Origin of the sequence: Gordonia sp. Swx-4 (assembly GCF_030316175.1) — a bacterium.
Taxonomy (GTDB): Bacteria; Actinomycetota; Actinomycetes; order Mycobacteriales; family Mycobacteriaceae; genus Gordonia; species Gordonia alkanivorans.
In genome coordinates, this window is record NZ_CP128197.1 from 3134211 (window position 1) to 3146855 (window position 12645).

The window sequence follows — 12645 nt, forward strand, 5'->3', positions numbered from 1 at the left end:
TTACAGTGACGGCAACGCCTGCGAGGGCGTGGTCGGGAGGGCCTGTGCGAGCAGGTCGGGACAGGGGGTCGTCGGGCGTGGAGATCGTGGAACCCGGATCGGTGTTCGCCGGGTATCGCGTGGTCTCCCTGCTCGGGCGCGGCGGGATGGGCCAGGTCTGGCTCGTCGAACACCCGACACTGGGCCGTCGCGAGGCCCTGAAGATCATCTCGCCGAATCCTGCGGACCCCAGCTTCCACGAGCGGTTCCGCAACGAGGCCCGGACAGCGGCAGCCCTCGATCACCCCGGCATCGTCACCGTCTTCACCCACGGCGTCGAGCACGGCAGCCCGTGGTTCTCGATGACCTACCTCGACGGCAAAGACCTCACCGGCGCCGGCCCGATGCCCGTCGACGAGGTCGTCACCATCGCCGGTCGCGTCGCCGACGCTCTCGACTACGCGCATGGTCAGCGGGTCATCCACCGCGACATCAAGCCGGCGAACATCGTCGTCGCCCGCGGACCGGACGGCCGCATCACCCGCGTCACGGTTCTCGACTTCGGTATCGCCCGACTGGTCGACGGCAACAAGATGACCGCGACCAACCTGTTCGTCGGCACCCTGGCCTACGCCGCCCCCGAGCTGCTCACCGGCGAGGCCGCGATCCCCGCCTCGGACCAGTACGCCCTGGCCTGCACCGTCTTCCAGCTGCTCACCGGCCGTCAGCCGTTCCCGGGCACGACGCCGATGGCACTCATCTCGGGTCACGTGAACTCCCCCGTGCCCCGGCCGTCGGACCACGATCCGGCTCTGGCGCATCTCGATCCGGTCTTCGCCCGGGCGCTGGCCAAGCAGCCCGGCGACCGGTTCGCCTCGTGCACGGACTTCGCGCGGGCACTCGAGCAGGCGGTGGCCGCGGGCCCGCGTCGTGCGGCGCCCACCACGCCGGCCCCGGCGTTTCCGCCACGCGTCGGCCATCACCCTCCGGCTCGGCAACACCCGCCTACCCGGCAGCGCCCCCCGCTCCCGCCACCGGGCTACCACCCGCACCGGCCACACACCCCGGCCCCGGTCTTCGCCGGCGGCTTCACCCCGCCACCGCCGAAAAAGCGAACCGGGCTCTTCGTGGGTGTCGGCGCAGGTGTCCTCGTCCTCGTCCTCGCGCTCGTGATCACCGCGATCGTCCTGGTCGGCTCCGACGACGCCCCGGCGACCCCGGCTTCCGGGGCCTCGACATCGACGCGTTCGTCCGCCGGATCGAGCGGTGCCACAACGGGTTCGGGCGACTTCGAGTCCATCGCCTCGAGCGGCGACAGCACCTGCGCGGTGCGTGGCGGCGAGCTGTTCTGCTGGGGCGGAAACCTGTACGGCACCCTCGGCGACGGTTCGACGACGGACCGGGCGCGCCCGGAGAAGGTGTCCGGTCTCGAGGACGTGTCGGCGGTCGGCATGGGCGGCCTCGGTAGAACCTGCGCGATCGCCTCGGGCGACCTCTACTGCTGGGGCCAGGGTGCCGGGCCGACCGGCCAGAACGTCACGCTGCCGACCAAGGTGTCCGGCCTGACCGACGTGAGAGCGGTGGCCGTCGGCCTCACCACCTGCGCGATCAGCTCCGGCGACCTCTACTGCTGGGGCAACAATCTCAACGGGCAGACCGGTGCGGGCACCGACCCCACCATCCCCACCCCGACGCGGGTCTCGGGTCTGTCCGATGTCACGGCGGTCTCGACCTCGCACACGACGACCTGTGCCATCGCCGCAGGCTCCGCCTACTGCTGGGGCAACAACGCCGACGGGCAGGTCGGCGATGGCACCACCACCAACCGGCCCACCCCGACCAGGCTCGACCTGGACTCCCCCTCCTCGATCAGCACGAGTCTCTATTCGACGTGCGCGGTGGCGAGCGGTTCCGGCGGCTCGGGGACCGTGTTCTGCTGGGGCGAGAACGGTTCCGGTCAACTCGGCGACGGCACCGAGGTCAGCCGACAGCGACCGACCCCGATCGATGTGCGGGGCGCGACACAGGTCTCCACCGCGGGTTACGCCGCCTGCGCCGCGGCGAGCGGTTCCGCCTACTGCTGGGGTTCGCGGAGCACGCTCCCCGACCACGCCCCGAGCCGGATCAACGGGCTGTCGGGCGTCACCCAGGTGACCACCGGCTCGGCCAACGTCTGCGCGGTCGCGGGCGCCGAGATGTACTGCTGGGGACTCAACGGCAAGGGACAGCTCGGCAACGGGACCACGACGACCAGCAACGAGCCGCAGCCCGTGCGCTTCCCGGCCTAGTGTCCTGAGTCATTAATTCGTGTGCAGTAGTGGGCGATGGAGTCGAGGATTTGATCAGCGGTCTTCACCCACACGTAGGGGCGGGGGTTGTCGTTCCAGGTGTCGATCCACGCTCTGATGTCGGCGTTGAGCGCTCTTACGGTGCGGTGGGTGGAACGTTGGAGCTTCTTGGTGGTCAGTTCAGCGAACCAGCGTTCAACGAGGTTCATCCAGGATGAGCTGGTCGGGGTGAAGTGGACAACAAACCGTGGGTGCGAGGTCAGCCATCGCTTCACTGCGGGTGTCTTGTGGGTAGAGGCGTTGTCCATGACCAGGTGGACGTCGAGCTCGTCGGGCACCTCGGCGTCGATCTTGCGTAGGAATCCGATGAATTCTGTTGCGCGATGGCGTGAGTGAAGCGAGCCGATGACTTTTCCCGACGCTATGTCCAACGCCGCGTACAGGCTGGAGGTGCCGTTGCGCACGTAGTCGTGGCTGGCCCGTTGCGGGGTGCCCGGGAGCATGGGAAAGATCGGCTGGGTGCGATCGAGCGCTTGAATTTGGGTTTTCTCGTCAACGCAGAGCACCAAGGCACGTTCGGGTGGGTTCATGTAGAGCCCGACGACGTCGCGGACCTTCTCGGTAAACAGAGGATCCTTCGACAGCTTCCACGAATCCTGTTTGTGCGGAGCCAATCCGAACGCTCGCCAGACACGCGACACCGTTGACTGCGACATGTCGAGATGCTCAGCCATCGACCGGGTCGACCAGTGTGTCGCATTCTTCGGAGTGGTCTCGAGAGTTGCGGTGATCAAGTCTTTGATCTGCTCGTCGTCGACGGTTCGTGGTCGACCGGGCCTGGGTTCGTCGAGCAACCCATCACAGCGTTGCTCGACGAACCGGCCTCGCCACCGCCGCACGGTACTTCGATTGAGTCCGAGTCGTTGTGCCACTTCGGTATTAGAACCACCCTCGGCGGCGGCGAGAACGATTCGTGATCGCATCGCCAAACCCGAGGCTGTCGTTCGTCGACGCGCCCACCCTTCGAGCTCACGGCGCTCGTCATCGGTCAGAACGATATCCACTGCTCGCGGACCCCGGGTTGCCATTCCCTAGCCTAACAACCGAACGACAATTAATGACTCAGGACACTAGTCAGGGGAATGCCGATCAGGCGTCCGGCAGGGTCAGGATCTCTGCGCCGTCCTCGGTGACCACGAGGGTGTGTTCGAACTGCGCGGTCCACTTCCGGTCGGCGGTCACCACGGTCCAGCCGTCGTCCCACATCTCCCAGGCGAGGCCGCCGAGGTTGATCATCGGCTCGATGGTGAACACCATGCCGGGTTCGAGGACGGTGTCGACGTTGGGCTCGTCGTAGTGCAGCACCACGAGCCCGTTGTGAAAGGTCTCGCCGATGCCGTGCCCGGTGAAGTCGCGGACGACGCTGTAGCCGAAGCGATTCGCGTACGCCTCGATGACGCGACCGACGACGTTGAGTTCGCGTCCCGGCTTGACCGCCTTGATCGCCCGCTCGGTGGCGGTACGGGTGCGCTCGACGAGGTCGACGACCTCCTGCTCGACGTCCCCGGCGAGGAAGGTCGCGTTGGTGTCGCCGTGCACGCCGTCGATGTAGGCGGTGACATCGATGTTGACGATGTCGCCGTCGGCGATGACGGTCGAGTCCGGGATGCCGTGACAGATCACCTCGTTGAGCGAGGTGCAGCAGGACTTGGGGAAGTCCTTGTAACCCAGCGTCGACGGGTAGGCGCCGTGGTCGACCATGTACTCGTGCGCGATCCGGTCCAGTTCATCGGTCGTCACGCCGGGTGCGACGGCCTTGCCGGCCTCGGCGAGCGCATTCGCGGCGATCTTGCCGGCGAGGCGCATCTTCCCGATGGTCTCCGGCGTCTGCACCCAGGGTTCGTGGCCCTCGTTCACGGTGGGTTTCCACACGTATTCCGGCCGCTCGATGGAGTCGGGCACGGTCCGGATCGGCGTCGGGGTACCGGGGGTCAGGACACTGCGAACTGGCATGCGAACCACTTTATCCGCCCGTCCGAGGAGGACCGGCGCGCGGACGGCAAGCTCGCGACAACTAAGCTCGCCCTAAGACTTCCACGCCACTGGGCGTCGGAAACCGATTCGAAGGTGGTGACGGTGGGCGCGTCGATCAGATCGGTGCGGGCCTTGCTGGTGGTGGTCCTCACCATGGTGACCGTCTCGGCGTGCTTCGTCACCCCGATCGAACAGGACCGGCACTCCCCCGGTGCGCACCTTCGCAACGGGCCGCAGACGGCCGCCCTCGACGGAAACGACGTGACACCCGTCGCCGACGATCCGAGATCGGCACTGCCGGTCACCGTCGATTCCGTTCGCTACGGACCGGTGACCGTGACCGACACCAGCCGGATCATCGCCGTCGACGTCAGCGGCACCCTCGGCAGCATCGTCTTCGCTCTCGGCATGGGCTCGCGGGTCGTCGGCCGCGACACCTCGACGGCCTTCCCGTCCGCGATCGGACTCCCGGTGGTGACGAACCGCGGGCACAGCCTCAACGCCGAATCCGTTCTGGCCCTTGCACCGACGGTCCTGCTGGTCAGCGAGTCGACGGTACCGGTGACCGCGGTGGACCAGATCCGCGACTCCGGGGTCACCGTCGTGGTGTTCCCCGCCACTCGCGACCTCGCGTCCAACGACACGTTGATGCGGTCGGTCGCCAAGGCACTCGGCGTTCCCGAGGCGGGTGAGAAGCTCGTCGACCGCACCGATGCGCAGATCGAGGCGGCCCGCGATCTCGTCCCCGACCCCTCCGGCGACCCGACGATGGCCTTCCTCTACATCCGCGGCCGCAATCTCCTGCTCCTCGCCGGTCCCGGTTCGGGCGCCGACGATCTGATCGCCGAACTCGGCGGCCGGGACGCCGGTGAGGCGGCCCGGCTCACCGGTGCGTTCACCGCCGTCACCGCCGAGTCGATGATCACCGCCGACCCCGACGTCCTCATCGTCATGACCCAGGGCGCCGACACCGTCGGCGGACCCGACGGGGTGCTGACGCTTCCCGGGATCGCCGACACCGAGGCGGGCCGCAACCGCCGCGTCGTGCAGATGGACGAGAGCAAGATCCTGGCCTTCGGTCCCGATGTCGGACTCGTCCTCTCGGCGCTGGCGAAGGCGATCTACACGTGAGCATCCCGACCGCCGAGACCAGGACCGACGCCGCGGCACCAGTCGCCCGCTCGCACCGGATGCGCAACACCGTCGTCGTCGCCGTGATGCTTCTCGCGACCGCGACGCTCGCGATCGCCTCCGCCGGGATCGGTCAGGTGGAGATCCCACCGTTGGAGGTGCTCGGCAGCATCGCGCACCACTTCCACCTCGAGATCGGGCCGCTGCCCTCACATCCCAACGGCGAAGGGGCGCTCTGGAACGTCCGGTTCCCGCGCATCGTGCTCGGACTGTTCGTCGGTGCCGCACTCGGCGCCGCGGGGTGCCTGCTGCAGGGCGTCCTCGCCAATCCGCTCGCCGAGCCGAGCATCATCGGGGTGTCCTCCGGGTCGGCCATCGGCGCCTGCCTGGTGATCGTCCTCGCGGGTGGATCGGCGGGAGCCGGTGGGGCCGCCGGGAACTGGGCGCTGGCCGGCGCGGCCTTCCTCTTCGGACTCGTCACCGCCGCCGCGGTCTACCTGCTCTCGCTGCGCGACGGATCGTCGTCGGCGATCATGCTGGTGCTGACCGGTATCGCGGTGAACGCGTTCGCCGCGGGCGTCATTGCCTTCCTGACCTTCGTCGCCTCCACCGCCGCCCGCGAGCAGATCATCTTCTGGCAGCTCGGTTCGCTGGCCGGCCGCACCTGGAGCGAGATCTGGGTGGTGGCGCCACTCGTGGTCGTGGGCGTCGCCGCCTGCGTACTGCTGGTCCACAAACTCGACCTGCTCGCCCTCGGTGAGATCCAGGCGGCGTCGCTCGGCGTCAACGTGGAATCGGTTCGACGTCAGGCGATCGTGCTGACCGCGATCCTCACCGCCGCGGCCGTCGCCTTCGCCGGGATCATCGCCTTCGTCGGCCTCGTGGTCCCGCACGTGATGCGACTCATCGTCGGCCCCAAACACTCGATCCTGCTGCCCACCAGCGTGATCGGTGGCGCGCTGGTCATCACCGGCGCCGACCTCGCGGCCCGCACGATACTCGGCGACGCCGACCTCCCCCTCGGCATGTTCACCGCACTGATCGGCGGGCCGGTCTTCTTCATCCTGCTGCGCCGCAGCCGTCGTGCGGGAGCGGGCTGGTGACCGCCGTCGTGCAACCCCCGGGTACGCCGGGCATCGCCGCCGAGAGCGTCCGGGTCGAGCTCGGCGGCCGTGAGGTCGTCCGCGGTGTGTCCCTGGAGGTCCATGCCGGCGAACTCGTCGCGCTGGTCGGCCCCAACGGATGCGGCAAATCGACGCTGCTGTCGGTGTTGTCGGGCACGCGTCCCCCGAAGAGCGGTCGCGTGACCATCGACGGACGGGACGTGTCGACCACCTCGCTCCGCGAGCTCGCACGACACCGCAGCGTGGTCACCCAGCAGAACCGCGTGGACACCCCGTTCACCGTTGCCGAGGTCGTCGCCATGGGCCGCTATCCCTGGTTGCGGACCCCGCGGGCCGCCGACTCCCCCGCGGTCATCGCCGACGCCGTCGACCTGTGCGAACTCTCCGACATCGTCGACCGCCCCTTCGCCCAGCTGTCCGGCGGACAGCAGGCCCGGGTGTCGCTGGCGCGGGCGCTGGCCCAGGACACCCCGGTGATGATGCTCGACGAGCCGACCGCCGCCCTCGACATCCACCACCAGGAACAGGTCCTCGAGATCCTGCGCATCCACCGCGATGCCGGAAACGCCGTGCTGCTCGTCGTGCACGACCTGACCCTCGCCGCGGCTTACGCCGACCGCATCGCGGTGATGAAACACGGTGAGCTGCTCGCCATCGGTTCCACCGACGAGGTGATGACGGCCGAACTGCTGAGCCGCACCTACGACCATCCGGTCGAGGTCATCGACCACGGCGGGCGGCGGGTGATCCTGCCCGAACGCAGCTAGGGCGTACGGATCGCGTACCCCGGGCCCAGCCCGTCGAAGAAGTCGCGGGTGACGGCGACCGCGTTGTTCGAGTCGCCACCGCGGACGACGAGCGTCGCGAAGGCGATGTCGCCGCGGTAGCCGGCGAACCAGGCGTGAGATCCGCCGGCGAATTCGGCCTCACCGGTCTTGCCGAACACCGCTCCACGACCGTCGATGACCGACGCGGTACCGCTGGTGATGACCGCGCGCATCATCGGCCGCAGTTGCTGGTAGACCTCCGGCGGCATCGTCGGGGTCGGCCCCTCGATTTCGGTGGGCTTGTCCAGGATCAGTTGCGGCACCGGGGCTTTGGAACCGTTGGCGACGGTTGCGGCGACGAGCGCCAGGCCGAGGGGTGACACCAGCACCTTGCCCTGGCCGAAGCCGTCCTCGCTGCGTGCGACCAGTTCGTTCTCGATGGGCACCGACCCGGACACCGCGTCGAGGCCGGCGATCGAGTACCGCTGACCGATCCCCATCGCCGCGGCGGCGTGGGCGAGGTCCGACGGACCCATCTGGCTGGCGAGCTTGGCGAACGTGGTGTTGCAGGACGCGGCGAACGCCTGCAGCATCGACACCGTGCCGAGCGAGAAGCCGTTGTAGTTCGGGATCAGGCGCGGACCGATCTGGATCTCCCCCGGGCAGCCGACGGTGGTGTCGGGTCCGGCCATCTTGCGGTTGATGGCGGCAGCCGCGGTGACCATCTTGAAGGTCGAACCGGGCGGGTACAGGCCGGTCGTCGCGATCGGACCCTGCCGGTCGGCATTGGGGTTCTGTGCGACGGCGAGGATTCGGCCGGTGGACGGCTGCACGACGACCATCGCGACCTGAAATCTGTTGGCGGCGTTGACCGCTCGCTGAGCGGCGTTCTGCACGGTCCGCGACAGGCTGAGCGACACGGCGGGCGACGGGTCGGCGTCGTGGTCGGCCAGCACGTCGGCGTCGAGTCCGTTGGGGTTCACCGAGACCACCCGCCAGCCGGCACGTCCGGCGACCTCGCCGTCGACGACCTTCTTGACCTCGGTCAGCAGCGCCGGCGCGAACTTCGGGTCCTTGGGGACCAGCTCGGCCTGTTCGTTGGTGACGACGCCGGGGATCGCGAGCTGGTCGCGCAGCCGGTCGAACTGGGCGTGGGTGAGGCGGGCCAGTGGATACTGCTGACCGTTCGAGGTGACCTGTTCGGTGATCAGCTGCTCGTCGAGGTCGCGGTTGAACCGACGCAGCACGGCGACCGCGCTCGTGACCGAGGACGCGACCGAGGCCCCCAGTTCGGTGGCCTTCTCCGGGTCGAAGTTCACGCCGACGACAGTGCCGTTGACCATGACCTCCGAACCGTCGGCCTCGTTCACCGTCGCCCGGGGCGCCTCGATGATCTGCAGCGAGAGTCGTTGGTCGGCGCCGAGTTTCGGATGGACCGCGGTCGACGCCCAGCGCACCGCCCAGCCGGAGTCGGATCGGCCCAGGCGCAGCGTCGCGTCGTACGACCAGTCACGACCGCGCGGCAGCGCCCAGGTGTAGTCGACCTGCACCTCGGCGGTGTCACCGGTGACGCGGACCCGGCCGGCTTTCGCCTCGAGCTCTTCCGCGGCGAGTCCCGACCACGCCGACTCCATCGCCGAGCGGGAGGTCTGCGGCACGTCGGTGAGGGCGGCCGCGGCGTCGAGTTCCTGTTGCGAGTACGCCTCGAGGAATCGTTCTGCGGCCCGGCGCGGGCCGTCGTCCTCCGCGGACGAGCAGGCGGCGGTCGCGGTGATCACGACAGCACAGACCGCGACGATCACCGCCGGGGTCCATCGAGTTCGCGTGCGCCACATCGCGGTCGAGTCTAGGGCCGCGACCGGCCGATCCCGGGAAGCCACGCGGGAGGCCACGGTGTGACGTCGCCCGGAGATCCGTTCAGTCGACGAGGACGGTCGCGAAGGTACCGACCTCGGTGAACCCGATACGGTCGTACACCGCACGGGCGGTCTCGTTGAAGCTGTTGACGTACAGGCTCGGAAGTCGTCCGTGGGCGGCGACCGCCTCGGCGACGGCCGCGGTGCCACCCAGGCCCAGACCCTCACCGCGTCGGTCCGGCGACACCCACACACCCTGGATCTGGCCGACGCGCCGGGACAGCGACCCGATCTCCGCCTTGAACACGACATCGGGACCGTCGAAACGCGCGAAGACACGTTGCGCCGAGATCAGCGACGCCAGCCGTCTGCGATACGAACGTCCGCCGTCGCCGGCCGTCGGGTCGACGCCGACCTCACCGATGAACATGTCGACCGCGGCCGGCATGTAGGCGTCGAGATCGTCGAGGGTCACCAGCCGCACGGCCGGATCCGACGGGACCGCCGGATTCCCGGACAGGACCAGCAGCGGCTGGACCGGACGCACCTCTCGCGCCGGACCCCAGACGGGCTCGATCTGCTGCCACATCGGCAACACCAGGTCGGCGCGGCCGACGATCGACGAGCAGGCGCGGGGTGCGGCGACCGCGCGATCGGAGAAGTAGTCGAGGTCGTCGGCGGACCCGATCAGCGGGATCAGGTTGGCGCCGGAGAAACACAGCGACGTCGACGGATCGTGCGCGGTCCAGAGTTCACCGCCGAGCAGGCGCGGGTTGATGCCGTGGGTTTCGAACCTCGCGGCGACCATGCACATCGCCACCGGGTCGGACATGAGGACGCGTTCGACGGCTGCCGAGTCACGCGCGCCGAGCGGTTTGTCGCCCAGTAGCTTCAGCACCACCGCTCCTCACTTCCCCATGGGGACTCGCGACAGCGCCCGTTCGGTTCGGGTCGCGGACCCTAGGAGACGGTGACCACCGGCGGGCCGACGTGCGTGCCGTCTCCAGTTTCCCCTGATTCCTCGGCAATCCGCAGCGCTTCTTCGATCAATGTCTCCACGATCTGCGCCTCCGGCACGGTCTTGATGACCTCGCCCTTGACGAAGATCTGACCCTTGCCGTTTCCGGAGGCGACGCCGAGGTCGGCCTCGCGGGCCTCACCCGGTCCGTTGACCACGCAGCCCATGACGGCGACGCGCAGCGGGACCTCCATGCCCTCGAGGCCTGCGGTCACCTCGTCGGCCAGCTTGTAGACGTCGACCTGGGCACGGCCACACGACGGGCACGACACGATCTCGAGCTTGCGGGGACGCAGGTTGAGCGACTGCAGGATCTGGTCGCCGACCTTGATCTCCTCGGCCGGCGGCGCCGACAGCGACACGCGGATGGTGTCGCCGATGCCCTCGCTCAGCAGTGCACCGAAGGCCACGGCCGACTTGATGGTGCCCTGGAACGCCGGACCGGCCTCGGTGACGCCGAGATGCAGCGGGTAGTCGCACTGGGCGGCCAGCTGGCGGTAGGCCTCGACCATGATCACCGGGTCGTTGTGCTTGACCGAGATCTTGATGTCCCCGAAGCCGTGCTCCTCGAACAGACCCGCCTCCCACAGCGCCGACTCGACGAGCGCCTCGGGCGTCGCCTTGCCGTATTTCTGCAGGATGCGCTTGTCCAGGGAGCCCGCGTTCACGCCGATGCGGATCGGGATGCCCGCGTCCCCGGCGGCTTTCGCGACCTCTTTCACGCGGCCGTCGAATTCCTTGATGTTGCCCGGGTTCACGCGCACCGCCGCACACCCCGCGTCGATCGCGGCGAAGATGTACTTCGGCTGGAAGTGGATGTCGGCGATGACCGGGATCTTGGACTTCTTCGCGATGATCGGCAGCGCCTCGGCGTCCTCGGGTCGCGGGCAGGCCACGCGCACGATGTCGCAGCCCGACGCGGTGAGTTCCGCGATCTGCTGCAGGGTCGCGTTGATGTCGTGGGTCTTGGTGGTCGTCATCGACTGCACCGAGATGGGGTGGTCACTGCCGACGCCGACCGAGCCGACGAACAGCTGCCGGGTCTTGCGGCGCGGGGCCAGCACCGGCGGGGGTCCGGCCGGCATGCCGAGCCCGATCGGCACGGCGTTGGCAGGAGTCGGGGCGTTCATCGCATTCACCTCTGGGATTCGGGTGTGGGTGTGTCGGGTGTCGGGTGGGAATTCGTTGTGGGAGGTCACCACGGATTGATCGGGTTGATGATGTCGGCGGTGAGGGTGAGCACCATGAAGCCGGCCATCACCACCACCGCGGCGTAGGTGATCGGGAGCAGCTTGTAGTAGTCGACGGCCGCGCCGGGGGCCCGGCCGAACCAGCGACGGACGGTGTCGCGGCCCTTCTCATAGCCGACGATCGCCATGTGTCCGCCGTCCAGCGGCAGCAGCGGGACCAGGTTGAACAGGCCGAGGAAGAAGTTGATGCTGATCAGCAGCATCCAGAACATGTCCCACAGGCCGCGTTCGACCGCCTGGCCGCCGAGCACCGAGGCACCGTAGACGCTGACCGGGGTGTCGAGCGCGCGCTCGCCACCGGTCACCGCGGTCCACAGTGCACCAATCTTGGTGGGCAGCGACAGGAGCGCGTTCCAGGTCTCCTTGATCAGGTCGCCGGTGAAGACGAAAGCACCCGGGATCACGTCGAGGCCGCTGAAGTCCTTGATCGCCGGCGGGGCGTCGTAGGCGATGCCGACCATGTTGTAGGACACGCTCTCGGTGGTGCCGTCGGCGCGCTTGGCGGTGACGGTGACCGGCTCGGGCGTCATCGTCAGGTCGAGGCGTTCACCGGCGCGGTCGACGGTGAGGACCACCGGGCCCGTGGACTCACGGATGACCGGGGTCAGGTCCGCGGCCTTGCCGACGGGTGTCCCGTTGATGGCCACGATCTCGTCGCCCGGGCGCAGACCCGCGGCGGCCGCAGGTCCGCCGCCGGTGCAGGGCGAGTTGGTCTGCTCGCCGTCGGCGATGGTGATCGTCGACGACACGCACTGGGTCTCGGCGACCTTCGCCGGGGTCGGCGGCGGGCTGAGATCGGGCAGCCCGAAGGTGAGGCCGACGATGATGATCAGGACGAAGCCGAGGATGAAGTTCTGCGCGGGACCGGCGAACAGCACGACGAGGCGTTTCCAGGCCTTCTGCTTGTACATCGCCCGGTCCTGCTCGTCGGCGGTGAGCTCCTCGTGCGGGGTCATGCCCGCGATGTCGCAGAAGCCGCCGAGCGGGATCGCCTTGAGTCCGTACTCGGTCTCGCCGCGGCGCGTCGACCAGATCGTCGGCCCGAAGCCAACGAAGTAGCGACGGACCTTCATGCCGGTTGCCTGTGCGGCCCACATGTGACCGCACTCATGCCAGGCGACCGACAGCAACAGCGCCACCGCGAAGAGCGTGACACCGATCGCGAAACTCACGTACTCACTCCATCCAGATCACGATG

The 12645-nt window shown here is 68.6% G+C and carries 10 protein-coding genes; 4 read left to right on the plus strand and 6 right to left on the minus strand.

Annotated features, from left to right (window positions below; genetic code table 11):
• Nucleotides 1-77 precede the first annotated feature (77 nt).
• On the plus strand, nucleotides 78-2267 hold the full coding sequence (locus tag PWF70_RS14250; protein ID WP_286352647.1) for a protein kinase domain-containing protein: 2190 nt from the start codon (nucleotides 78-80) through the stop codon (nucleotides 2265-2267).
• Here the strand turns inward: PWF70_RS14250 and PWF70_RS14255 are convergent.
• On the minus strand, nucleotides 2264-3355 hold the full coding sequence (locus tag PWF70_RS14255; RefSeq protein WP_006356718.1) for an IS630 family transposase: 1092 nt from the start codon (nucleotides 3353-3355) through the stop codon (nucleotides 2264-2266). The genes PWF70_RS14250 and PWF70_RS14255 overlap by 4 nt on opposite strands.
• A 61-nt stretch (nucleotides 3356-3416) precedes the next feature.
• Complete coding sequence (gene map, locus PWF70_RS14260; RefSeq protein WP_286352648.1) at nucleotides 3417-4280, minus strand: type I methionyl aminopeptidase; 864 nt, start codon at nucleotides 4278-4280, stop codon at nucleotides 3417-3419.
• Nucleotides 4281-4454: 174 nt separating this feature from the next.
• Here map and PWF70_RS14265 point away from each other — a divergent pair, with 174 nt between their 5' ends.
• From PWF70_RS14265 to PWF70_RS14275, 3 genes are read left to right on the plus strand one after another with little or no spacing between them, the layout of a single operon-like run.
• A complete protein-coding gene (locus PWF70_RS14265; protein ID WP_042375910.1) occupies nucleotides 4455-5432 on the plus strand; it encodes a heme/hemin ABC transporter substrate-binding protein in 978 nt (325 codons plus the stop codon).
• Entirely contained in the window at nucleotides 5429-6535 is a 1107-nt protein-coding gene (locus PWF70_RS14270; protein WP_006359284.1) for a FecCD family ABC transporter permease, read from the plus strand. Before PWF70_RS14265 ends, PWF70_RS14270 begins: the two co-directional genes overlap by 4 nt.
• Nucleotides 6532-7323, plus strand: a complete 792-nt coding sequence (locus PWF70_RS14275; RefSeq protein ID WP_006359283.1) for a heme ABC transporter ATP-binding protein — start codon at nucleotides 6532-6534, stop codon at nucleotides 7321-7323. The genes PWF70_RS14270 and PWF70_RS14275 overlap by 4 nt, the downstream gene beginning before the upstream one ends.
• On the opposite strand, the gene PWF70_RS14280 is transcribed toward PWF70_RS14275, so the two are convergent.
• The 4 genes from PWF70_RS14280 to PWF70_RS14295 form a co-directional block, all read right to left on the minus strand.
• A complete protein-coding gene (locus PWF70_RS14280; protein WP_042375889.1) occupies nucleotides 7320-9158 on the minus strand; it encodes a penicillin-binding transpeptidase domain-containing protein in 1839 nt (612 codons plus the stop codon). The two genes, PWF70_RS14275 and PWF70_RS14280, sit on opposite strands and share 4 nt — an antisense overlap.
• Nucleotides 9159-9240: 82 nt before the next feature.
• Entirely contained in the window at nucleotides 9241-10077 is an 837-nt protein-coding gene (locus tag PWF70_RS14285; protein ID WP_035754163.1) for a GNAT family N-acetyltransferase, read from the minus strand.
• A gap of 62 nt (nucleotides 10078-10139) precedes the next feature.
• Complete coding sequence (gene ispG, locus PWF70_RS14290; protein WP_006359280.1) at nucleotides 10140-11327, minus strand: flavodoxin-dependent (E)-4-hydroxy-3-methylbut-2-enyl-diphosphate synthase; 1188 nt, start codon at nucleotides 11325-11327, stop codon at nucleotides 10140-10142.
• Nucleotides 11328-11392: 65 nt separating this feature from the next.
• The gene (locus PWF70_RS14295) at nucleotides 11393-12619 is read right to left on the minus strand and encodes a M50 family metallopeptidase (protein WP_035754101.1); all 1227 of its coding nucleotides are present in this window, start codon (nucleotides 12617-12619) and stop codon (nucleotides 11393-11395) included.
• Between the last annotated feature and the right edge of the window lie 26 nt (nucleotides 12620-12645).